This window comes from Streptococcus moroccensis (assembly GCF_030812835.1).
Lineage (GTDB): Bacteria > Bacillota > Bacilli > Lactobacillales > Streptococcaceae > Streptococcus > Streptococcus moroccensis.
Window position 1 is genome coordinate 1 of record NZ_JAUSTM010000009.1, and the last position, 22243, is coordinate 22243.

The 22243-nt window shown below is 40.2% G+C and carries 20 protein-coding genes and 3 tRNA genes; 14 read left to right on the forward strand and 9 right to left on the reverse strand.

Going from position 1 to position 22243, the window contains the following annotated elements:
• Window positions 1–95: 95 nt before the first annotated feature.
• Window positions 96–169 (reverse strand) — tRNA-Arg (locus J2S23_RS05445).
• Window positions 170–434: 265 nt separating this feature from the next.
• Between J2S23_RS05445 and J2S23_RS05450 the strand changes: the two genes are divergently transcribed.
• Together J2S23_RS05450 and J2S23_RS05455 are read left to right on the forward strand one after the other, a co-directional pair.
• Window positions 435–506 (forward strand) — tRNA-Glu (locus tag J2S23_RS05450).
• Window positions 507–521: 15 nt separating this feature from the next.
• Window positions 522–594, forward strand: a tRNA-Asn gene (locus J2S23_RS05455).
• 296 nt (window positions 595–890) lie between these two features.
• On the opposite strand, the gene J2S23_RS05460 is transcribed toward J2S23_RS05455, so the two are convergent.
• Together J2S23_RS05460 and J2S23_RS05465 are read right to left on the reverse strand one after the other, a co-directional pair.
• Entirely contained in the window at window positions 891–3479 is a 2589-nt protein-coding gene (locus tag J2S23_RS05460; protein ID WP_307121743.1) for a YfhO family protein, read from the reverse strand.
• A gap of 77 nt (window positions 3480–3556) precedes the next feature.
• Window positions 3557–5179 carry an ABC-F family ATP-binding cassette domain-containing protein gene (locus J2S23_RS05465; RefSeq protein WP_307121744.1) on the reverse strand — a complete coding sequence of 541 codons (1623 nt, stop codon included), beginning with the start codon at window positions 5177–5179 and terminating at the stop codon, window positions 3557–3559.
• A 135-nt stretch (window positions 5180–5314) separates the two neighbouring features.
• Here J2S23_RS05465 and trpS point away from each other — a divergent pair, with 135 nt between their 5' ends.
• Both trpS and guaB read left to right on the forward strand, forming a co-directional pair.
• A complete protein-coding gene (gene trpS / locus J2S23_RS05470; protein WP_307121745.1) occupies window positions 5315–6340 on the forward strand; it encodes a tryptophan--tRNA ligase in 1026 nt (341 codons plus the stop codon).
• A 128-nt stretch (window positions 6341–6468) separates the two neighbouring features.
• Entirely contained in the window at window positions 6469–7950 is a 1482-nt protein-coding gene (guaB, locus tag J2S23_RS05475; protein ID WP_307121746.1) for an IMP dehydrogenase, read from the forward strand.
• 44 nt (window positions 7951–7994) lie between these two features.
• On the opposite strand, the gene recF is transcribed toward guaB, so the two are convergent.
• Together recF and yaaA are read right to left on the reverse strand one after the other, a co-directional pair.
• The gene (gene recF, locus J2S23_RS05480; RefSeq protein ID WP_307121747.1) at window positions 7995–9086 is read right to left on the reverse strand and encodes a DNA replication/repair protein RecF; all 1092 of its coding nucleotides are present in this window, start codon (window positions 9084–9086) and stop codon (window positions 7995–7997) included.
• A 2-nt stretch (window positions 9087–9088) separates the two neighbouring features.
• Entirely contained in the window at window positions 9089–9463 is a 375-nt protein-coding gene (gene yaaA, locus J2S23_RS05485; RefSeq protein ID WP_307121748.1) for a S4 domain-containing protein YaaA, read from the reverse strand.
• A 121-nt stretch (window positions 9464–9584) separates the two neighbouring features.
• On the opposite strand from yaaA, the gene yfmF reads away from it, so the two are divergent.
• From yfmF to J2S23_RS05530, 9 genes are all read left to right on the forward strand, one after another.
• Window positions 9585–10844 carry an EF-P 5-aminopentanol modification-associated protein YfmF gene (gene yfmF, locus J2S23_RS05490; RefSeq protein ID WP_307121749.1) on the forward strand — a complete coding sequence of 420 codons (1260 nt, stop codon included), beginning with the start codon at window positions 9585–9587 and terminating at the stop codon, window positions 10842–10844.
• Complete coding sequence (yfmH, locus tag J2S23_RS05495; protein WP_307121750.1) at window positions 10841–12127, forward strand: EF-P 5-aminopentanol modification-associated protein YfmH; 1287 nt, start codon at window positions 10841–10843, stop codon at window positions 12125–12127. The genes yfmF and yfmH overlap by 4 nt, the downstream gene beginning before the upstream one ends.
• A 69-nt stretch (window positions 12128–12196) precedes the next feature.
• Complete coding sequence (locus tag J2S23_RS05500; protein ID WP_307121751.1) at window positions 12197–13039, forward strand: helix-turn-helix domain-containing protein; 843 nt, start codon at window positions 12197–12199, stop codon at window positions 13037–13039.
• A 9-nt stretch (window positions 13040–13048) separates the two neighbouring features.
• Window positions 13049–13603, forward strand: coding sequence for a CDP-diacylglycerol--glycerol-3-phosphate 3-phosphatidyltransferase (pgsA, locus tag J2S23_RS05505; RefSeq protein WP_307121752.1), 555 nt, complete (start codon window positions 13049–13051; stop codon window positions 13601–13603).
• Entirely contained in the window at window positions 13603–14436 is an 834-nt protein-coding gene (locus J2S23_RS05510; RefSeq protein WP_307121753.1) for an energy-coupling factor ABC transporter ATP-binding protein, read from the forward strand. Before pgsA ends, J2S23_RS05510 begins: the two co-directional genes overlap by 1 nt.
• Window positions 14412–15254 (forward strand): energy-coupling factor transporter ATPase, encoded by an 843-nt coding sequence (locus J2S23_RS05515; protein ID WP_307121754.1) that lies wholly within the window; start codon window positions 14412–14414, stop codon window positions 15252–15254. The genes J2S23_RS05510 and J2S23_RS05515 overlap by 25 nt, the downstream gene beginning before the upstream one ends.
• Window positions 15247–16041 carry an energy-coupling factor transporter transmembrane component T family protein gene (locus J2S23_RS05520; RefSeq protein WP_307121755.1) on the forward strand — a complete coding sequence of 265 codons (795 nt, stop codon included), beginning with the start codon at window positions 15247–15249 and terminating at the stop codon, window positions 16039–16041. The genes J2S23_RS05515 and J2S23_RS05520 overlap by 8 nt, the downstream gene beginning before the upstream one ends.
• 152 nt (window positions 16042–16193) lie before the next feature.
• Window positions 16194–16883, forward strand: a complete 690-nt coding sequence (locus tag J2S23_RS05525; RefSeq protein ID WP_307121756.1) for a LysM peptidoglycan-binding domain-containing protein — start codon at window positions 16194–16196, stop codon at window positions 16881–16883.
• Between the two features lie 284 nt (window positions 16884–17167).
• On the forward strand, window positions 17168–17938 hold the full coding sequence (locus J2S23_RS05530) for an HAD-IIB family hydrolase (protein ID WP_307121757.1): 771 nt from the start codon (window positions 17168–17170) through the stop codon (window positions 17936–17938).
• A gap of 2 nt (window positions 17939–17940) precedes the next feature.
• Here the strand turns inward: J2S23_RS05530 and J2S23_RS05535 are convergent, their stop codons facing one another.
• The 4 genes from J2S23_RS05535 to sdaAB are packed head-to-tail and all read right to left on the reverse strand — an operon-like array spanning window position 17941 to window position 20706.
• Window positions 17941–18570: an HAD hydrolase-like protein gene (locus J2S23_RS05535; RefSeq protein WP_307121758.1), complete on the reverse strand. Its 630-nt coding sequence runs from the start codon at window positions 18568–18570 to the stop codon at window positions 17941–17943.
• Window positions 18551–19147, reverse strand: coding sequence for a histidine phosphatase family protein (locus J2S23_RS05540; RefSeq protein WP_307121759.1), 597 nt, complete (start codon window positions 19145–19147; stop codon window positions 18551–18553). Before J2S23_RS05540 ends, J2S23_RS05535 begins: the two co-directional genes overlap by 20 nt.
• Before the next feature lie 6 nt (window positions 19148–19153).
• Window positions 19154–20023, reverse strand: coding sequence for an L-serine ammonia-lyase, iron-sulfur-dependent, subunit alpha (sdaAA, locus tag J2S23_RS05545; protein ID WP_307121760.1), 870 nt, complete (start codon window positions 20021–20023; stop codon window positions 19154–19156).
• Between the two features lie 8 nt (window positions 20024–20031).
• Window positions 20032–20706 carry an L-serine ammonia-lyase, iron-sulfur-dependent subunit beta gene (gene sdaAB, locus J2S23_RS05550; RefSeq protein WP_307121761.1) on the reverse strand — a complete coding sequence of 225 codons (675 nt, stop codon included), beginning with the start codon at window positions 20704–20706 and terminating at the stop codon, window positions 20032–20034.
• A 286-nt stretch (window positions 20707–20992) separates the two neighbouring features.
• Here sdaAB and mnmA point away from each other — a divergent pair, with 286 nt between their 5' ends.
• Window positions 20993–22114 carry a tRNA 2-thiouridine(34) synthase MnmA gene (gene mnmA / locus J2S23_RS05555; protein ID WP_307121762.1) on the forward strand — a complete coding sequence of 374 codons (1122 nt, stop codon included), beginning with the start codon at window positions 20993–20995 and terminating at the stop codon, window positions 22112–22114.
• The last annotated feature ends 129 nt before the right edge of the window (window positions 22115–22243 follow it).

The following is a 22243-nucleotide window of genomic DNA, read 5'->3' on the forward strand; positions in this document are numbered from 1 at the left end:
TTGAACAAAGTGAAAGCCAGCGTCTTTAGGCGCTGGCTGGTGATGTGGGCTTATAGCCCCTGTTCAAACCACCCGTTAGACGGGTGGTCATGATTTGATCCCAGCAGGATTCGAACCTGCGACCGTTCGCTTAGAAGGCGAATGCTCTATCCAGCTGAGCTATGAGACCTCTAATGACTTTATCAAGTGTATCAAAAAATAGGCGCAACTGTCAAGATAATTGTCATTTTCTTTGCTAGTTAGTTAAAGGATTACTGTTACACTAAAAAGACCCTATTTCCCTTAAACCATGCGGAGTTTTGACAGATTTCTTCAATGGTATTGAACCCAAACAAATACCCGTTGAAAAATTATAAAAAAAAGAGCCAAAAGTATTGACACTTACTCATATCTAAGTTATAATAGTTTTTGTCTTGTAAAGACACCTCTAAAATGGTCCGTTGGTCAAGGGGTTAAGACACCGCCTTTTCACGGCGGTAACACGGGTTCGAATCCCGTACGGACTATATTAATCAGATTATTCCGCCATAGCTCAGTTGGTAGAGCGCATGACTGTTAATCATGATGTCACAGGTTCGAGCCCTGTTGGCGGAGTATTAAATTGTTTATTAACTGTATTAGTTGATAAAACTAAATATCTGGAGAGAACTATATCAGTTCTCTTTTTTTCATTTCAACTTAGATTTAGATTTAATGCCCAGTGCAGGCTAATACTAAAACTAGCAAAGTAGTGCTTTTTACTCTAACAATCAGTGACCTATTTTTTAGTCGAAAAAAAACTTGAAACAGTTCTGTCCCAAGTTCCTAACAATAAAAATTCGAGAATACTATGAGATAAAAACTAAATGGTATTCTATAAGGTTTAGTTGACTATCATCAATCAAGTGTACTCATTCTCTGGATGTTTTGGGTCTTTTGGTTTTAAACTCATAAAGAGAAAAACCTAGAACTCCAATTACACATGCTATAATGCCTTCTTTTAAGCCTTTTGGAACAAAGGTTAGGACAACTTTTCCCTGTCCTTCAGGGACATCAACTTTTATGAGGCCTTCTTGGAAGGGCTCTACTGCCGTTTTTTGGCCATTTACACTTGCTGTCCAACCGTCATCAAACGGGATTGTATAAAGGAGTGACGTCATATTTGTTGCATTGTAACTCGTTTCAACGACATTTTTAGAGATCTGTGTTTCAGTTGATAGCTGGTTGATCGCATCACTAGCCTTTTGAAAGGCGTCAATCGAGAGGGCAATGATACGCAAGTGGTCATAGTTGACAGTATCTTGATTTGGAAAGACGATTCGGATTTGTAATCTCTGATTTGCTGTAAAAAATCCCAGATTAAACAGAGGATAAGCATTGTCAACTGTATATTCAAACCGTCTTCCGTTGACAATAATGTCAACAGTATCATAATCATCATTGGTTAAGGATAACCCTTCCAAATTTAAATACAGTTGACTATCTCTATCTGTCAAGACTTCAAAATAGGCACTGGCATCATTAGACTGCGGGTATGAAGGATCTTTTTCTAAGATGTTATCGGATGAATGATTGCTTTGGTTGACAGTTTCTAATTCATAAAAATAAGTTAGGTCTTGGCCAATTAAGGCATTGACAAGTTTCGTTTGGTTGTCAAGATGAGAATGCGTGAGGGGAATATCTTGATAAGGTGCTGAGGATAAGATAGCCAGTGAAGCACTATTTTCAGATTCATACAGTTTAACTGAATTTGTAGTTTCAAGTGGATAAAAACCGTACTTACTTGGCATATCCTCAGCTATATTGTATGTAATGCCAAATAAGAGATCCATAAGTAAGGTGTTATTCTGATAGCGTAAATTGAGATTAGTTCCAGATGATTTAAATCCTAATTGATCTAATAATTGACTAGAAGAGCGATTACGAATGGAAGAAAATTGTGATATCCCATTATAATCATATTTCATACTATCATTACCCGTTTGAGGCAACCAGCGTTCAGTGCGGAAAAAGTCAGTATGACGTTCTTTTATGCTGTCAACTAGATTGACAATATCAGTCATGTTTTGGCTGTAGTTCTCTCGGCTAGGAAAGTGCCATTCTTCTTCCAGTCCAGAGACTTGATAATAAGCATTTAAAGAAATCTCAAAGAGACTGAAAAAGAGAAGGCTGAGAACCAATTGTTTTTGTGCTATGTTTTTTCTAAAAAGAACTAGAAAAAGGTAGACGATTAAAAATTCAAGGGTCAAAAGAAAATGAATGGGCTCTAAAAAATCATATTTTTCTCTGTAGAGATAGGTCAAGATAAAGCCTGAACTGAAGAGGATATATGGAATTAAAGCTGTAAAGGTTGTCAACTGCTGTAAACGTAGGAGTGTTTCGGCCGCCATCCAAATTATTAAGAGGGACCACACCCAACTATAGCGATGCAAAAACATATTTGGAGCATGCATGCCTTGCCAAAATAAATCTAGAGGTTCGAGGTAAAAGCTTGCAATTAGAAATCCAATTAAAATGAGATAACTTAATTTGACAGGCCACTTGATAGACCGGATAAGGAAGAAGGTTAGAGCAAGTAGTAAAGGAATCAATCCTGCATATAGGGTAGGAATTGACCCAAACTTGGTGGTATCGTAGCTACCGATGATATTTTTCGCAAAAATATCTAGCCACCAGGAACCTTCTGTAGTAAATTGTGTGAAGGTTGACAGTGTTTCGCCATGTGTTTTGAGGTCAAAAATAGCTGGCAAAATCATGACTAGACTGGTCAACCCTGCCAAAAGTGACACTACTGTAAAGTCTGTAAAGGTTTTTCTTCTGGACTTAAAATCCCAAGTCAATTGAACAAGATACCAAAGTGTTAAAAAAACGGCCATCATAAATCCAAAATAATAATTTTGAATAAAGAGTGTTGTCAAAGATAGGTAATAAAGTAATCGCCCCTCTTCTTTTAGCAGTCGGTCCAATCCCCACATAATTAATGGGACGATGATAAAAACATCTAGCCACATGGTAATCTCTAATTGAGAGCTTGAAAAACTCATTAGAGCAAATGACGTTGACAGTAAAATAGTATATGTCTTGTCAAGTTTACGGTAAATATTTTGTAAACTTAGATTAGTTGACAGCCCTATCAACCCAAATTTTAGGATGGTCATGAGATATATGGCATCTGGCATTGTTTCCAAAGTAAAAAAGTAGCCCAAAGGAGATAAAAAACTCCCTAAATAATAGCTCATCAGCGCATAGAAATTTAATCCCAATCCGCTAGTAAAGGTATAAAATAGACTGCCATTTTCCTGCAATGCATTTTTGAGTCCAGTATGAAAAATAACATACTGATGGAAACCGTCACTGGCTAAAATAGTGCGTTCACTGCCTGGATAAATTCCTTTTAAGGCTAGGATAATGATACTGACTACAAAAGGGATTAAAAAAGCTATCGCACTGGTTAAGATTGTTTTTTGATGATTTTGTCGTCTTTTTAGGCTTCTTTTCATAGTGTTATTGTATCAGAAAAGGGGAAAAAATGCGAAAAAGGCTGGCATAAGCCAACCCTTTCATTTAAATGATGATATTATTGACGCCATAATGCTTGGACCTTAGCCTGAACTTCTTCATTTTCTAGGAATTCATCATAGGTTTCATCGATACGGTCAATGACGCCATTTTTAGAAATAACAACGATATGATTTGCCAAGGTTTGAATGAATTCATGGTCATGACTGGCAAAGATAATCGATTCTTTAAAAGCTTTTAGACCATCGTTAAGACTAGAGATTGACTCCAAGTCCAAGTGATTGGTTGGGTCATCTAAGATGAGAACATTTGACTTGAGGAGCATGAGTTTAGAGAGCATCACGCGCACTTTTTCACCCCCTGACAGGACGTTGACAGACTTGTTAACTTCTTCGCCTGAGAAGAGCATACGTCCAAGGAAACCACGGAGGAAGGTATTGTCATCTTCGCCCTTGCTAGCAAATTGACGGAGCCAGTCAAGGATGGACTCACTACCAGCAAAGTCCTTGCTGTTGTCTTTTGGCAGGTAGGATTGAGAAGTGGTTACTCCCCATTTAACGGTTCCTTCATAGTCAATATCGCCAACGAGTGCACGAATGAGAGCTGTTGTCTGGATATCGTTTTGACCAATCAAGGCTGTTTTATCGCCTGGACGAAGAATAAAACTGATATTATCGATAACTTTTTCCCCGTCAATGGTAACAGAAAGGTTTTCAACTGTTAAAAGGTCATTACCGATTTCACGTTCCGCCTTAAAGTTGATAAATGGGTATTTCCGGCTTGATGGGACAATTTCTTCGAGTTCGATCTTGTCAAGCATCTTTTTACGAGAGGTTGCTTGTTTAGATTTTGAGGCATTAGCTGAGAAGCGCGCCACGAATTCTTGGAGTTGCTTAATTTTTTCTTCAGCTTTAGCATTGCGGTCAGCCTGTAAACGTGCTGCCAACTCAGAGGATTCTTTCCAGAAGTCATAGTTACCAACGAAGAGTTTGATTTTACCAAAATCAAGATCAGCCATGTGGGTACAAACTTTGTTTAAAAAGTGACGGTCATGAGATACCACGATTACTGTATTTTCAAAGTCAATGAGGAAATCCTCTAACCAAGAAATAGACTGGATGTCAAGACCATTGGTTGGCTCGTCAAGCAAGAGAACATCTGGTTTCCCAAAGAGGGCTTTGGCAAGGAGTACCTTCACTTTTTCACCATTGGTTAACTCACTCATATTTTGGTAGTGTGCTGCTTCTGGGATATTGAGGTTTTGAAGGAGTTGAGAGGCTTCTGATTCAGCTTCCCAGCCACCTAGCTCGGCAAAGGTTCCTTCAAGCTCAGCAGCGCGGACACCATCTTCATCTGAGAAGTCTTCCTTCATGTAGATGGCGTCTTTTTCTTTCATGACCGTGTAAAGCTGGTCATTACCCATGATGACAACATCGATGACACGCTCATCTTCGTAGTCGAAGTGGTTCTGACGAAGGACAGACAAGCGTTCATCTGGACCAAGAGAGATGTGTCCCGTAGTCGGTTCAATGTCTCCTGCCAAGATTTTTAAAAAGGTTGATTTACCGGCACCGTTAGCACCAATCAAACCATAAGTATTTCCAGCTGTAAACTTGATGTTGACATCATCGAAAAGTTTACGATCGCTAAAACGTAATGATACATCTGAAACTGTTAGCAAAGTGATTCTCCTAAATATTGTAGTCTCTTCATTCTACAGGAAAAACCTAATTTTTTCAAATAATCCTAACAAGCTTTTCATAACTGGCTTGAAAAATGGTATAATGTGGGTAATTGATTTTAGAGGAGAGTTTTAATGAGTAAACCTATTATTTTAACAGGAGATCGGCCAACTGGTAAATTGCATATTGGACACTATGTGGGAAGCCTACGTAATCGTGTTCTTTTGCAAAATGAAGGCAAGCATGATATGTTTATCTTTATCGCAGACCAACAGGCTCTGACTGACAATGCCAAAAATCCAGAAAAAGTTCGTCAATCTGTCGGTGAGGTTGCTCTTGACTATTTGGCAGCTGGACTTGATCCTGAGCAAGTAACGCTCTTTATCCAGAGTCAGATTCCAGAACTGGCAGAGCTGACCATGTATTACATGAATTTAGTTTCCTTGGCTCGCTTGGAGCGCAATCCAACCGTTAAAACAGAAATTGCTCAAAAAGGTTTTGGCGAATCTATTCCAGCTGGTTTCTTGGTTTACCCTATTTCTCAGGCAGCAGATATCACAGCCTTCAAGGCCAATTTTGTCCCTGTTGGGAATGACCAAAAACCAATGATTGAACAGACCCGTGAGATTGTGCGTTCCTTTAACCATACCTATCAGGCCGATGTCTTGGTTGAGCCAGAAGGGATCTTCCCAGAAAATGAAGCAGCAGGTCGTCTGCCTGGACTTGATGGTAATGCTAAAATGTCGAAATCACTGGGGAATGGGATTTATCTAGCGGATGATTTTGACACGGTTCAAAAGAAAGTCATGTCCATGTACACAGATCCAGATCATATCCGTGTGGAAGATCCTGGTAAGATTGAAGGCAATATGGTGTTCCATTATTTGGATGTTTTTGGCCGTGAAGAGGATCAAGCGACGATTGCTGAGATGAAAGAGCATTACCAACGTGGTGGTCTTGGGGATGTTAAAACCAAACGCTATCTTTTAGACGTTCTAGACAGAGAACTGTCTCCGATTCGAGAACGACGTTTAGAATTGGCTAAGGATATGGGTGAGGTCTACAATATGTTGGCTAAAGGAAGTGAGAAGGCTCGCACTGTTGTAGCTAAAACACTCGACGAGGTTAAGGATGCCATGGGCATTAACTATTTTAAGTAAAAAACGAATGAGACTTGATAAATCAGGTCTTTTTCTGTCTTTTGGGTTGACAAAATAAATGATAGTGTTATGATATTATCAATCAAAATTTTTCCCTAAGAGGGATCATAGAAAAGAGGCCTATCAAAATGTCAAATTGGGATACAAAGTTCTTGAAAAAAGGGTTCACCTTTGACGATGTCTTGCTGATTCCAGCTGAAAGTCACGTCTTACCTAATGAGATTGATTTGAAAACACAACTTGCTCCTAACTTGACACTGAATATTCCTATTTTATCTGCAGCAATGGATACAGTGACAGAAAGCCAAATGGCTATTGCCATGGCTCGTGCTGGCGGGCTTGGAATCATTCACAAAAATATGTCGATTGAGGCTCAAGCTGCTGAGGTCCGCAAGGTAAAACGTTCTGAAAACGGGGTAATCATTGATCCTTTCTTCTTAACGCCAGACGCTCCTGTTGAAGAAGCTGAAAATTTAATGGCTACCTATCGCATCTCAGGTGTTCCTATTGTCGAAACGTTAGAAAATCGTAAATTAATCGGTATCATTACTAACCGTGACATGCGATTTATCTCAGATTATTCTCAACCGATTTCGGCTAACATGACCAAAGAAAATCTGATTACAGCACCAATTGGAACGGACTTAGAAACAGCAGAAAAGATTCTTCATGAACATCGTATTGAAAAATTACCTTTAGTGGATGATGCAGGTCGTTTAGCAGGTCTAATCACCATTAAAGATATCGAAAAAGTCATTGAATTCCCTAATGCGGCTAAAGATGAGTTTGGTCGTCTCTTAGTGGCTGGTGCAGTTGGGGTAACTTCGGATACCTTTGAGCGAGCGCAAGCTTTATTTGATGCAGGTGCTGATGCTATTGTCATCGATACTGCTCACGGGCACTCAGCTGGTGTTCTTCGTAAAATTGCTGAGATTCGTGCTACTTTCCCAGATAAAACCTTGATTGCCGGTAATGTGGCGACAGGTGAAGGCGCTCGTGCCCTTTATGATGCAGGCGTCGATGTCGTTAAAGTTGGTATTGGACCAGGTTCTATCTGTACGACACGTGTGGTAGCAGGTGTCGGTGTTCCTCAGATTACAGCTATTTACGATGCGGCTGCTGTAGCGCGTGAGTATGGAAAAACTATCATTGCTGATGGCGGGATCAAATACTCAGGTGACATTGCTAAAGCCCTTGCTGCTGGAGGACATGCCGTTATGCTTGGCTCCATGCTGGCAGGGACAGATGAAGCACCTGGTGAAACGGAAATCTACCAAGGCCGTAAATTTAAGACCTATCGTGGAATGGGCTCAATTGCAGCCATGAAGAAAGGGTCAAGCGACCGTTACTTCCAAGGCTCTGTTAATGAAGCCAATAAACTAGTTCCAGAAGGTATTGAAGGCCGTGTTGCTTATAAGGGAGCTGTCGCTGATATTGTCTTCCAAATGGTTGGTGGTATCCGTTCTGGTATGGGCTATGTTGGAGCAGCTAATATTCAAGAATTGCATGATAATGCTCAATTTATTGAAATGTCTGGTGCAGGTCTAAAAGAAAGTCATCCACACGATGTTCAAATCACTAACGAAGCTCCAAACTATTCTGTACAATAATTGTCAATTAACTGTAAACAAAAGAGCCGGAAAATCCGGCTCTTTTACTGTGTAGTGATGACACCATTGTCAATGTGAAAAATTTTTAAATTGGAAGGTAATGGTTTGAGATGGTCTAGTGATGTTGTGGTGATAAAGGTTTGTACCCTATCAGAAATCGTTTCAAGGAGTTTAAGTTGACGATTGTTGTCAAGCTCGCTCATAACGTCGTCAAGCAACAAGATAGGACTTTCTTTAGTAACGCTTTCCATAAGCTCTATTTCAGCAAGCTTTACTGATAAGACCAAACTACGATGTTGCCCTTGGCTACCAAAACTGGCATTGATACCATTGATAAAAAAGAGTAAGTCATCCCGATGGGGTCCCACACCTGTATTTTTTTTAAATAAATCACGTTGACGCGATTTGTCAAGTGATTGACGAAATGATTGACGAATTTCGTCAGGGTTTTCAAAAGGAATAGATGACTGATATAAAAGGGTTAGTTTCTCTTTTTTGTCAGAAATATCAGCATGCTTAGCTTGACTAAACCTTTCCAGTTGATTGACAAAGTCAAGGCGCTGTTCAATCACTCGAGACCCATAATCAATCAATTGTTGGTCCAAAACGTCCAGAAAGTCTGTATCAACTTTTTCAGCTTGTTTAAGATAAGTATTACGCTGTTTCAGCACATGGTGGTAACTGGCTAGTTCAGAAAGGTAAGTTGGCTTAATCTGGCCTAACTCCATGTCCATAAATTTTCGTCTGAGAGCAGGTGCTCCCTTTATCAACTGTAAATCTTCTGGAGCAAATAAAACAACATTGAGATGACCAATATAATCAGCTAATCGTGCTTGTTTGAGATGATTCACTCTTGTCTCACGCCCTTTATCGGTCAGATGAACCTCCAGTGAGAGTGTTCCCGCTCTTTTTTCAACCAGGCCAGACAGTTTAAACTGATTTTCCGAGAATGAAACGAGATCCTTATCGGATCGTGTCCGGTGACTTCTGGTTAGAGACAGAAAATAAATGGCCTCTAACATATTTGTTTTCCCTTGGGCATTTTGACCTAGAAAAACATTGAGTCCTGGATGACAATCAACTATCTGATCTTTGTAATTGCGGTAGTGTTGCAGGTGGATTGATTTCAACCACATACTTAAGTACCTGGAAAACGAACGGCAGGTTTACTAGACTTATTTTTAACCTGTTTGTGAGCTTTGACCTTTTTTTTAGTTTCACTATTTAGAGACTTTACAATAGCTGCGACGCGCTCTTTTTCAGCCTTGTCCTCTTCATAGGTTTGTTTTTCATCACTTGTTGGTTCTGAAATAGTGATGCGAATCCCTTGTCCAGGAAGTTCTACGACATCCCCGATGCGTATTTTTTTTCCTCGACGCTTTTCATCTTGACCATTAAAAAGAACAGTTTCCTCAGCTAAAAAGCCCTTGATGGCTCCTCCACTAGAAATAATCCCTAAGTCTTTTAAAAGTGCTTGTAGGGTGATAAATTCCTCAAAAAGTTTATAATCCATGATTTTCTCCTTATGGTTCATTATAGCATAAAAATAAGGAGGAATCTGTTCAAAAAATCAGCATTTTTCCCCTAGAAAAGGTATAATAGAAACTTAGAAAGAGATGGAGATGTCTGTGCTTATGAAACTTGCTGAAGGGGTTCAGCTTCACTTTATAGAAACGAGAAAATATAAAACGCAACGGGTGAAAATGCGTTTTTCGGGTGCCATAGATAAAAAAACCTTGGCTGGACGTGTTATTAGTGCTTATATTCTAGAATCTGCTAACAAAGCATATCCGAATGCTAGGCTTTTTCGTCAAAAATTAGCAAGTTTATATGGGGCTACTTTTGATACGACGATCAGTAAAAAAGGAGCTGTCCACATATTAGACATCGATCTGTCTTTTCTGGCTCCAAGATACATAGGAGGTCAAGATCTAACCAGTGATGTCCTTGCCTTTTTAAGAGCTTGTCTCTTCCAACCCTTGACTAAGGCCGATAGTTTTGATGAAAAATTATTCTTACTGGAGCAGGACAACCTGCTAAACTATTTAGAGACAGAGAAAGAAGATAATTTTTATCAAGCTGATAGAGCCTTGAACACTTTGTTTTATCGCTCAGAAGCCTTACAGTTACCTCGTCAAGGAACAATCGATCTTGTAAAGCAAGAATCTCCACAGTCAACTTTCCGTGCCTTTCAAAAAATGTTGCTGGAAAACAGAATCGATTTTTTCTTTGTAGGAGAATTTGACCCAGTTACTGTTGTCAATGAACTGGAAACATTTGGTTTACAAAATCGTCAACCTGAATTGACATTCATGATTGATCAGGGTCTTTCTAAAATTACCCCACGCCAGACAGAACAAAAATCAGCCAATCAATCCATTCTACAACAGGGTTACTATGCGCCTGCTTTGTATGGTAGTGAGGACTATTTTTCTCTCATGGTCTTAAATGGTCTATTAGGTGGATTCGCGCATTCCAAACTATTTATAAATGTCCGTGAAAAAGAAGGCTTGGCCTATAGTATTGGCAGCCAGTATGATAGTTTGACAGCCTGCCTGAAAGTTTATGCAGGCATTGATAAAGTCAACCTAAAGAAAACGATGAAATTGATTCATCAACAGCTCCTAGCCCTCAAACAAGGGCAGTTTAGTCAAGTGGAGCTTGAGCAAACAAAGCTTGCCCTAAAGGCAACTGTTAAACTGTCTCAAGACCGGCAAGCTAACTTAATCGAACAGGTTTACAGCAACGATTTGATAGTTCCTGACGGATTTTCAGTTGACAAGTGGTTAACAGGAATAGAAAAGGTTGACAAGGATGCGGTTAAAAGAATTGCTGCTTTAGTTAAATTGCAGGCACTGTACTTTATGGAGGCTCGTTCAGAAGACATCGTATGACATTATCACAAAAACACTATCCAACCCTAAACGAGGTTGTTTATCGAAAAGTTTTAGAAAACGGCCTTGAAGTTATCTTGATACCTAGGCTAGACTATCAGGAAACGATAGGCCTTATGGCCACACGATTTGGGGCCTTAGATACATCTTTTCGGCCCAAAAATCGTAAATTAATGCGTCAATTTCCGGCTGGTATGGCCCACTTTTTGGAACATAAATTATTTGAGCTTCCAAAAGGAAGGGATGCCATGGAGGATTTTGCTAAGATTGGGGCTGAAGTCAATGCTTTCACAGGATATAGGCAAACCGTTTATTACTTCTCAACAACTGATCATGTTAAAGAGGGCCTTTGTCTTCTTCAGGAATTAACCAGTCATCTTAATGTTACTGACGCATCTGTTGAACGGGAAAAGGCCATTATCTCCCAAGAAATTAAAATGTATCAGGATGATGCTGATTACCAACTCTACATGTCTGTTTTAGGGCAACTTTACCCCGAGACGCCTCTTGCAGAGGATATCGCTGGCTCTCTATCATCAGTTCAGCAGATATCAGCTAAAACCTTGCAAATGAACTTTGACATCTTCTATCAGTCATCGAACATGGTGTTATTAATGATTGGAGATTTTGATCCGGAACAGCTTGTAGATGAGATAGAGTCCTTTCAAAACGCTAGGCGTCCTCGAAAAAAACAGCCCATTAGTAAAGAAGACTTTTCTTTAAAACCTGTTTTGCCATCAGCTAGTTTAGAATTCCCTGTTATGGGCCCTAAATTAGCAGTTGGTTTACGGAGTCAACATGACTTTACAACTGTGTCAATTTCAAAATACCGCTTGTGTATGAAGTTATTAATGGCTATGGTTTTAGGATGGACCTCTTCAACCTATCAAGATTGGTATGATAAAGGAAAGATTGATGATTCTTTCCAAATGGAAATTGAACTAACAGAGGCTTATCAATTTATCATCTTGACCATGGATACCTCTGAACCACTTGCCATGTCTAAGCGGATTCGACAGTTGTTAAGCCGTTGTTATGAGCTTGATGATTTAAATGAAGACCATTTAACACTGGTAAAACAGGAAATGTATGGGGACTTTCTTAAATCGCTTAATCATCTGGAGTCAACAGCTATGCAATATGTTAATAGCTGGATAGAAAACGACAGTTTATTTGACTTACCAGATCTTTTAGAATCCATCACATTGGATGACATCAAAAAAGTCGGGTTTGATTTTATCAGTCGTTCAGAAATGACAGATTTTATTCTTTTCCCCCAATAGCTATCGATAAAAAGAGTTATTTTTGCTAAAATAGACTAATATCCAAAAAATACCGGGAAGGAGGATCTTATGGCAGAAAAAACGATAGGACAGGTCTTTAGGGCTGCAAGAGAGGATTTGAATTTAAGTGTGTCTGATGCTTACCATGCCCTGAAAACGCACAGACGCTATATCAGGGCCTTGGAAGATGATGCCTTTGACCTCATTCCTGGACAGGGTCAAGCCCGAAAACTAGTTGCTAGATACGCAGAATTTTTAGACCTCGATGTAAAAGTCCTGCTTAATGCCTATGATACGAACAGTCCTTTAATGGTTTATGAGGTTGGACCAAAAGATTCTCGCTACAAAAGGTCCTTTCAAAAACAAAGGAAACAGCGATCGAAACGCTCTATTATTCCCTTTATTACCTTGCTATTCTTATCCCTCATGATTCTATGCTCGGCTATTTATATGATTTGGGACTTTCAGTCTAGTCAAAACCAAACAGATAAATCTGTCAGTTTTCAGGTTTCTCAGAGTGCTTCATCAGAAGGTCTTGATGAAGCGACCATCTCTTCTAGTACAGAAGAAGTAACTGAAGCACCTGAACAGCCTCAGCTTGATATTATAGTGACTCCTGCTGAGAACCCTTCTGTTGTTGAAGTCAATCAGGCCCCAGATGAGTTGGAATTAACCTTGTCTGTTAAGCATTCAGAAAGTTGGGTGGCTGTTTCTGGAACAAGCTTGGCAGGCGGTACAACCTTGTCAGCTGATCAAGAATCGGTAACAGTTTCGATCAACAAAATAGAAATCCCTTCAGTTCAAGTTTCTCTGGGCGTGGTAGAAGGCTTAAGTTTGACAATCAATGGTCAAGCTGTTGATTTATCTGGGCTTAGCCAACAGCCAGCGATGCTAACATTATATTTTAAGTAGAGGTAGTTTATGTTTAAACGGTATACAACTAAGGAAAATCTCCCTAACTTCTTGACTGTCATTCGAATTGTCATGATTCCCATTTTTTTACTGATATTAAGCGTATCGGATAGCTTATGGGCTCATGTGACGGCTGGGATCATTTTTGCTCTTGCTAGTTTCACAGATTATCTTGACGGTTACCTTGCACGAAAATGGGGGGTGGTGACGAATTTCGGAAAATTCGCTGATCCGCTAGCGGATAAGATTCTAGTCATGTCAGCCTTTATTATGTTAGTACAACTCGGTTTTGTTCCTGGCTGGGTCGCTTCACTTATTGTTTGTCGTGAATTGGCGGTAACTGGTTTGAGATTGCTTCTTGTTGAAACAGGTGGTGAGGTTCTAGCAGCTGCAATGCCGGGGAAAATCAAGACATTTACCCAAATGTTCGCTATTATCTTCCTCCTTTTCCACTGGCATCTTTTGGGTCAGGTACTGCTCTACGTCGCACTCTTTTTCACGCTTTATTCAGGGTACGATTATTTCCGTGGAGCACGTTTTTTGTTTAAGGATACCTTTAAGTAATGGCTATTATTGATGTAAAAAATGTATTCTTTAAGTATGAGTCTGACAATGACCATTATATTTTAAAAGATGTTTCGTTTCACGTGGAACATGGGGAATGGCTCTCGATTATTGGACACAATGGTTCTGGGAAATCCACAACAGTCCGTTTGATTGATGGTCTACTGGAAGCTGAATCCGGAGAGATTTACATTACGGGGGACCTACTGACTCCTGAGAATGTCTGGGAAAAACGGCATCAGATTGGCATGGTTTTTCAAAACCCTGACAATCAGTTTGTTGGTGCTACTGTCGAAGATGATGTCGCTTTTGGTTTAGAAAATCAAGGGGTTACTCTGGAGGAAATGAAGGCACGAGTCAGTCAGGCTCTTGACTTGGTTGGAATGAGCGAATTCAAACAGAGGGAACCCGCTCGTCTATCTGGTGGACAGAAGCAGCGTGTAGCTATAGCTGGTGTGGTTGCCCTAAGGCCTAAAATTATGATCTTAGATGAAGCAACCTCGATGTTAGATCCAGAAGGTCGTCTTGCCCTTATTGAGACCGTTAAACGCATCAAAGATCAGTATGGTATAACTGTTATTTCAATCACTCATGACCTTGATGAGGTTGCTCTGAGTGATCGTGTATTAATCATGAAAGAAGGCCAAGTAGAATCGACAAGTAGACCAAGAGATCTCTTTGGTCGTAAAGATTTACAGCTCTTAGGCTTGGACCTTCCTTTTACCCAGCATCTAAAAATTGCTCTGAAAGCATCTGGTTTTGATCTACCAGATGACTATTTAACCGAAAAGGAACTGCAAGAGAAATTATGGGAATCGACTTTCAAAATGTAAGTTACACCTATCAAGCCAATACGCCTTTTGAAGGGCGGGCTCTTTTTGATATCAATTTAACCATTGAAGATGGCTCTTACACGGCATTAATTGGCCATACAGGTAGTGGGAAATCGACTATTTTACAATTGATGAACGGCTTGTTAAAGCCCAGTGAAGGCCAAGTGAACATTGATGGCTTTACCATTTCTGCGCAGTCCGTAGATAAGGATATTAAACAAGTGCGTAAAAAGGTAGGTCTGGTATTTCAATTTGCTGAAAGCCAGGTGTTCGATGAAACGGTTCTAAAAGATGTTGCTTTTGGTCCCCAAAATTTTGGAGTATCCCAGGAAGAAGCTGAGCGTATTGCGCGTGAAAAGCTGGCAATTGTTGGCATTTCAAAAGACCTGTTTGACCGGAGCCCTTTTGAATTATCAGGAGGGCAGATGCGTCGTGTTGCTATTGCAGGTATTCTTGCTATGGAACCACAAGTTTTAGTCCTAGATGAGCCAACTGCTGGCTTAGATCCAGCTGGACGACGTGAATTAATGACGATCTTCAAAAAACTTCATCAAGAAGGCATGACCATCGTCCTTGTAACTCATTTGATGGATGACGTTGCTAATTATGCGGATAAAGCTTATGTTTTGGCTAAAGGACAATTGGTGAAGTCAGGGGCTCCTCGTGATATTTTTCAAGACGTTGCCTTCATGGATGGCATTAATCTTGGGGTACCTAAAGTCACATCCTTTGCTTTGGGTCTGAAGACGCTAGGTTATTCCTTTGAGCGTTTACCGATTACCATTCCAGAATTAACGGAGGCCCTAAGGTATGGATAAACTTATTTTGGGCCGTTACATTCCAGGACCATCCATTATACACCGATTGGACCCTCGTAGTAAATTACTGGCTATGATGATCTTTATAGGGATTATTTTTTGGGCAAACAACTTATGGACCAATCTTATCGCGTTTTCCTTTGTCATCGGTTTGGTCTTACTCTCAAAAATCAAACTGTCCTACTTTTTAAATGGCTTGAAACCCATGATAGGATTGATTATTTTTACAACCCTTTTCCAAGTCTTTTTTGCTAAAGGTGGGGAGGTCTACTGGTCTTTTTGGATTTTTCAAATCACAAGCTATGGTTTAAAGCAGGCTGGAATCATCTTAACACGCTTTATCTTAATCATTTTTTTCTCTACCTTGTTGACGTTGACCACCATGCCTTTAAGCTTAGCTGATGCTGTGGAATCTTTGCTCAAGCCCTTGGCTTATGTCAAAGTTCCAGTCCATGAGCTAGGGCTCATGTTGTCTATGAGTTTACGGTTTGTACCGACGCTGATGGATGATACCCAACGTATCATGAATGCGCAAAGAGCAAGAGGGGTAGAATTTAATGAGGGGAATCTAATGCAAAAGGTAAAGGCTATTATTCCTATCCTAATTCCTTTATTTGCCTCGTCCTTTAAAAGGGCAGATGCTCTAGCGACAGCTATGGAAGCTAGAGGCTATCAGGGTGGCGATGGACGGACGAAATATCGTCAACTTTCCTGGAAATTGACAGATACCTTGACAATAGTGACAATATGTTTACTTGGATTGACACTCTATTTACTTAAGTCTTGACAAGAATGTCAATAAAAACCTATAAAACGCTGTATTTCGGCGTTTTCTTTGTCAAATTAATAAGTAAACGTAATCTTGGTTACAGAAAAGTCATCTAATTGTAATAAATAACGTGTATGATAGAACGGTAAATAAAAAAATAGGAGCATATCATGCACTTTTACAAAAAATTCAGCCTTAGAGCTGCTTTAGTTGGTTTAGCAACTTTTGCTACACTATTTGCTACTTCATCCGTTCAAGCAGATGAAAAAGATAAAACGTCTAAAAACGAAGAAGAAGAAACATACACTGTTAAAGCAGGTGATACTCTTTCAGAAATTGCAAAAGAGAATGACCGTAAAATTGAATACCTTATCGCTTTAAATGATATTGAGAACGCAGATAAGATTGATGTTGGCCAAGAATTAAAACTTGGTGATGGCGAAAAGTTACCAGAAGGTAAAACTCTCCCACGTCTTAATGCTGGTGGTGGTTACACTCTTCAATCAGCATCAAACAGCACAACAACTGTATCAAGCTTTGTTGCTGCGGGTACTCAAACCTACTATGCTTCGACTTCGGTTGCGACAAGTGGAACAGTTCTTGCTAACGGCAATACAGCTGGTGAAACAGGTTCTTATGCCGCTCAACAAATGGCTGCTGCAACAGGTGTTCCGGCTTCAACATGGGAGCATATCATTGCTCGCGAATCAAACGGACAAGTTGATGCCTACAACCCATCAGGTGCATCAGGACTTTTCCAAACAATGCCTGGTTGGGGATCTACAGCTACTGTCGATGATCAAATTCAATCAGCTCTTAATGCCTACAATGCACAAGGCTTGTCAGCTTGGGGCTATTAATAGAAGCCAAAGCAATCCTGCTTACTTATCAGGGTTGTTTTTTAGTTAGATAAACTAAGATTCAAATTACTATGTCAAAACAGATTTCATCAATTCTTTAGTGGAGGGACGATAAGTTTAAAGAGGCGAAGCCTATGATTTTGTGGTAGACTAAGAACTGAAGAAGATTGGTATACTGCTATACATCAAAAGCTAGCCATTTTAAAATCGATTAATGTGTTTATCGGTTTTAGAGGGCTCAGGATATCATAAGGTAAGGTTTTGGAGGATAGGAAATTTAGAACATGCGTTTTGTTTTTGATTTAGATGGGACCTTGGTTTTTGGTGATAACCAAATAAGTCCTGAAATCACGAAGGCATTAAACAACTTAAAGGCCTTAGGTCACGAAATTATTTTTGCTTCAGCAAGGTCTTTCAGGGATTGCTACCCTATTTTAAAAGAAAAGTTTGCCAGGGAAACACTTGTTGCCTTAAATGGCGCTGCCATTATTGAAAATGGTGCTGTGATAAAAACATTTTCGATTCCAGAACAGTCGGCCAAACAACTTTTGTCCCTTTGCCTAGAATGGAATCTGTCTGTTTTTATTGATGATGCCTTAAATCATGCTTATCAGGGAGAAGAACACATTTCCTTTATGGCATTTGTTGATCCTCAAATTGGGAAGCGTGTGGGATTTTCTGCTTTAGGGGCACCTCTAAAAATAGTTATTTTTACAAATCATGATAAAGGCTTAATTGACAAACTTTATCAAGAGTTAACTCAATTAACTGGCATTTCCTTCTTTTTCCACGAAGCCGAAGCGTCGTTTTACATTACGAAATCAGGTGTCAATAAAGCGACAACGATTTGTCAACTCAGCCAAGAGCCTTATATCTGTTTTGGCAATGATAAAAATGATATTGAAATGTTTCAAAAAGCCTTATACGCTGTTCAGATTGGAGACTATCCAGACCTCAAAGAATATGCTCATACAGTCATTGATAGTGATGATCATCTACTTGACAATCTCTGTCAAACGATAAAGAAATTAGGCCAATTATACAAAAAAGATTGACCCTAGAGAGGGTCAATCTTTTTTAGTAATTCAGACGGAGTTGATGCGAGGGCATCAGCTCCATTTTCTAAAAGGGATGGTGGCGTGCCAAAGCCCCATGTGACACCAATGGTTTTAAGACCGAGAGCTTTCCCGCCAATCATATCATAGTGAGTATCGCCAATCATTAGGGCATCTTTTGCTGGGATATCGTGTTTTACCATTGCTCGATTAATAACATCTGCTTTACTATCCTTACCGAGGGATCCAAAAATACCTATAAAGCGGTCCGCTACACCGAGATCTGTTAGCATCTGGACTGCCATCGGTTCATGTTTGGATGTTGCAATGTAAAGGAGATAATTGTCAGCAATTAATTGATCGAGAACCTCAGGGAAACCTTGATATAACTGAACTTGATGAATGCCAAAATCAGTATAATGTTTACGGTAAATTGTCACTGCGTTAGAAGTAAAGGCATCGTCTCCATAATTGGCAAAACTGGCCTCTAATGGTGGGCCAATGAAGGTTTTTAAAGTTTCAAGAGTTGGAAGCTCCATGCCTAGTTCTGTAAAGGTTTGTGTAAAGGAATTAAGAATACCTTCTGAACTGTCAACGAGTGTTCCGTCTAGATCAAAGAAGAGATGTTTCATGAGGAGGCTCCTTGAGAATATTATAAAAAGAGATTGATTGACAAATATTTTCGGAAAAAGTGAGCTTGACAATAAAGGGAAAGAGATGTTTGATTTGACTAAATGCAGAATAGTCAAAGTCCGGTTGATAGTGGTTGACAATGGTTGACAAGGCTGTTCCGTGAGACCCAATCACTAGGTTTTTATTGGGGTTTTCGGCGATTATTTTTTCAAGAGCTGAGATATTCCTGTATTGAACTTCAGATAGAGATTCTCCATCAGAAAGCTTATAGGAAAAATCCTGCCATTGCTTTTGAGCAAAATGATTGAAATCTTCTATCCAAACACTATCAATGCGCCGTTCTCTAAAATCGTCTTCCAGGGTAATCGGTAGATTAAGATGATGTGCTAGGTCTTTGACGGTGTCATGTGCTCGCCTAAACGGGCTGGAGTATACCTTATCAATGCCTTTATCTTTTAGATAGGCTGTGACTTTTAGGCTGTCTTTTAAGCCTTGTTCGGTCAGCTCTCTAGTAAAATCATCATGATTATGGTAATTAGGTTCAGCATGGCGAACCAAGTAAACAGTTGTGGTCATAGTCTCTCACCCAAAAATGTGTTTGGCCAATTTTTTACCAGTTGGTGTGGCTGCTAGGCCACCTTCAGCTGTCTCTTTAAAGGCAGTCGGCATGGCTTTACCGACTTGGTACATGGCGTTGACAACTTCGTCAACAGGAATTTTTGACTCAATACCTGCTAAAGCCATATCTGCTGCAACAAAAGCAAAGCTTGCTCCCATAGCATTACGCTTGACACAGGGAACTTCGACAAGTCCTGCTACTGGATCGCAAATGAGCCCTAGCATATTCTTAAGGACGAAGGCTATCGCTTGACTCGCTTGATAGGCTGTCCCACCGGCAGCCATTACTAGAGCAGCTGCTCCCATGGCTGAGGCGGAACCGACTTCGGCTTGACAACCACCCTCTGCTCCTGAGATGGAGGCATTGTTGGCGATGACTAGGCCAAAAGCCCCTGCTGTAAAGAGGAAATCGAGCTGATCTTTCTTCGTTAAGTTGAGTTTCTCAGTGGCAGCACTGATAATAGCTGGTAAACAACCTGCTGAGCCAGCTGTTGGCGTTGCGCAGACGAGCCCCATTTTGGCATTAAGTTCGTTGACAGCCATAGCATTGCGAGCAGCTGAGATAACCGTGTGGTCTGAAAGGGCCCGGCCTGATTTGATATAACGATCTAGTTTAGCTGCATCGCCTCCTGTTAAGCCAGAAACGGACTTGCTCTCTGTCATGCCGTCTGTAACCGAGGCTAGCATGACCTCTAAGTTTCGTGTCATCAGGAATAGCACTTCATCGCGATCCCTTCCAGACAGTTCGTATTCTGTTTCGATCATGAGTTCAGCAACTGAACCGTTAGTGAGGTCTTCTGCTTGCTGGACCAATTCTTTAATGGTATAAAACATGTGGCCTCCTATCCGAAGAAATTGACATTATGCAAATGCGGAATGTGATGAATGTCGGCAATTGCCTCTTGACAGTCTCTAGAGTCAACCTCTATGATCATGATGGCTTTTTCACCTGCCTTTTCTCGGGTAACATTCATCTGAGCGATGTTAATCTGGTATTTTGAAAGGCGTTCTGTGACATTAGCAATCATGCCTGGAACATCTTGATGGACAATAATGATGGTTGGCGTGTTCATGTTGAGGTTGACGGCAAAGCCGTTGAGCTCTGTCACTTGAATATTACCTCCACCGATAGAAATTCCGGTGGCTGATATCGATTTTTCCGTATTGCGAATAATAATTTTAGTGGTATTTGGGTGGGGAGCGTTAGATGAATCTTTATTGATTTTCCAGTAAATCTTGATATTTTTTTCTCTGGCAATGTCAAGAGCATTAGGAATACGAGGATCATCAGTATCCATTCCTAAAATGCCTGCGACAAGAGCAACATCCGTTCCATGACCTCGGTAAGTTTTGGCAAACGAATTGTAGAGCTGAAATTCAACTTCTGTCGGTTTATCGCCAAAAATGGCAGAAACAATCTTGCCAATTCGGACAGCACCTGCTGTATGGCTAGAAGAAGGGCCGATCATAACAGGGCCTATAATATCAAAGACAGATTGAAATTTTAAATGGTTCATTTGTGGTCCTCTTCTGATAAAAAATGATCGTCTTTATCATATCATAAAATCCGAACTTTGTATCAAAAGCGTGGTATAGAATAAGATTCTTTTGTAACAGATTCTTTGACACAATGATTTTTCGTGCTATAATGAAGGGTATTCAAAAAACGACCTTCAAATCGTGAGTTTTGAAAACAGTGAAATACGACCTTCAAATCGTTATTTCAAAAGGAATAGAGAGACTGGTAATTTCAGGGAAATTGTCACTTTTTTCTATTTACTTAACGAAAGATGGGAGAATACCATGAAAGATAACTCTAAGACACGTGTTGTGGTCGGTATGAGTGGTGGTGTCGATTCGTCCGTAACAGCTCTTTTATTGAAAGAGCAAGGTTACGATGTGGTTGGCATTTTCATGAAAAACTGGGATGACACAGACGAAAATGGCTTTTGTACAGCCACAGAGGACTATAAGGATGTCGCAGCAGTTGCTGATCAAATAGGCATTCCCTATTACTCTGTCAATTTCGAAAAAGAATACTGGGATCGTGTGTTCGAGTATTTCTTGGCAGAATACCGTGCAGGGCGCACGCCCAATCCTGATGTCATGTGTAACAAGGAAATCAAATTTAAGGCTTTTCTTGATTATGCCATGGATTTAGGGGCAGACTACGTCGCTACAGGACACTATGCCCAAGTGGCGCGTGACGCTGATGGCACAGTTCGTATGCTTCGTGGGAAAGACAATAACAAGGATCAGACCTATTTCCTTAGTCAGCTGTCCCAAGAGCAGCTGCAGAAAACCATGTTTCCACTAGGTCACTTGGAAAAACCAGAAGTGCGAGCTATTGCAGAAAGAGCCGGACTAGCAACGGCTAAGAAAAAAGACTCAACAGGTATCTGCTTTATCGGTGAGAAGAATTTTAAAGAGTTTTTAGGCCAATACCTACCTGCTCAACCCGGTCGCATGATGACCATTGACGGCAAGGATATGGGTGAACATGCTGGCTTAATGTACTATACGATTGGACAACGCGGAGGTCTTGGTATCGGTGGTCAGCAAGGTGGTGACAATGAACCATGGTTTGTTGTTGGAAAGGATTTGTCTCAAAATATCTTATACGTCGGCCAAGGCTTTTACCATGAGCATTTAATGTCCGACAGCCTCAAAGCCAGTCAAGTCCATTTTACAAAGGACATGCCTGAGTCCTTCACCTTAGAATGTACAGCTAAATTTCGCTACCGTCAACCAGATGCAAAAGTAACAGTTATTGTTAATGGAGATCAAGCTGAAGTGATTTTTCATGAAGACCAACGCGCCATTACTCCAGGACAAGCCGTTGTTTTCTACGATGGTGAGGAATGTCTCGGTGGCGGGATGATTGACAATGCCTATAAAACGTCTTTGGTAAGACAATATATTTAGATTGACAAATAGGCTAAATATGATAAACTATTAGCAAGCTATACTATGAAGGTCAAAGCTCGTAGTCTTGCCGGTCTTTTTGGCCTGCAATTCCAAAAGAGCTTTGACCTTTTATGTGTAAAGACTATT

Coding starts and splice junctions, on each gene's coding strand:
- yfmH (WP_307121750.1), top strand. CDS start 10,841: ATGACATTATCACAAAAACACTATCCAACCCTAAACGAGGTTGTTTAT.
- J2S23_RS05520 (WP_307121755.1), top strand. CDS start 15,247: ATGGATAAACTTATTTTGGGCCGTTACATTCCAGGACCATCCATTATA.
- J2S23_RS05540 (WP_307121759.1), bottom strand. CDS start 19,147: ATGACCACAACTGTTTACTTGGTTCGCCATGCTGAACCTAATTACCAT.
- sdaAB (WP_307121761.1), bottom strand. CDS start 20,706: ATGAACCATTTAAAATTTCAATCTGTCTTTGATATTATAGGCCCTGTT.
- J2S23_RS05515 (WP_307121754.1), top strand. CDS start 14,412: ATGGGAATCGACTTTCAAAATGTAAGTTACACCTATCAAGCCAATACG.
- J2S23_RS05525 (WP_307121756.1), top strand. CDS start 16,194: ATGCACTTTTACAAAAAATTCAGCCTTAGAGCTGCTTTAGTTGGTTTA.
- guaB (WP_307121746.1), top strand. CDS start 6,469: ATGTCAAATTGGGATACAAAGTTCTTGAAAAAAGGGTTCACCTTTGAC.
- J2S23_RS05535 (WP_307121758.1), bottom strand. CDS start 18,570: ATGAAACATCTCTTCTTTGATCTAGACGGAACACTCGTTGACAGTTCA.
- pgsA (WP_307121752.1), top strand. CDS start 13,049: ATGTTTAAACGGTATACAACTAAGGAAAATCTCCCTAACTTCTTGACT.
- J2S23_RS05510 (WP_307121753.1), top strand. CDS start 13,603: ATGGCTATTATTGATGTAAAAAATGTATTCTTTAAGTATGAGTCTGAC.
- J2S23_RS05500 (WP_307121751.1), top strand. CDS start 12,197: ATGGCAGAAAAAACGATAGGACAGGTCTTTAGGGCTGCAAGAGAGGAT.
- yaaA (WP_307121748.1), bottom strand. CDS start 9,463: ATGGATTATAAACTTTTTGAGGAATTTATCACCCTACAAGCACTTTTA.
- mnmA (WP_307121762.1), top strand. CDS start 20,993: ATGAAAGATAACTCTAAGACACGTGTTGTGGTCGGTATGAGTGGTGGT.
- sdaAA (WP_307121760.1), bottom strand. CDS start 20,023: ATGTTTTATACCATTAAAGAATTGGTCCAGCAAGCAGAAGACCTCACT.
- J2S23_RS05460 (WP_307121743.1), bottom strand. CDS start 3,479: ATGAAAAGAAGCCTAAAAAGACGACAAAATCATCAAAAAACAATCTTA.
- yfmF (WP_307121749.1), top strand. CDS start 9,585: ATGAAACTTGCTGAAGGGGTTCAGCTTCACTTTATAGAAACGAGAAAA.
- recF (WP_307121747.1), bottom strand. CDS start 9,086: ATGTGGTTGAAATCAATCCACCTGCAACACTACCGCAATTACAAAGAT.
- trpS (WP_307121745.1), top strand. CDS start 5,315: ATGAGTAAACCTATTATTTTAACAGGAGATCGGCCAACTGGTAAATTG.
- J2S23_RS05530 (WP_307121757.1), top strand. CDS start 17,168: ATGCGTTTTGTTTTTGATTTAGATGGGACCTTGGTTTTTGGTGATAAC.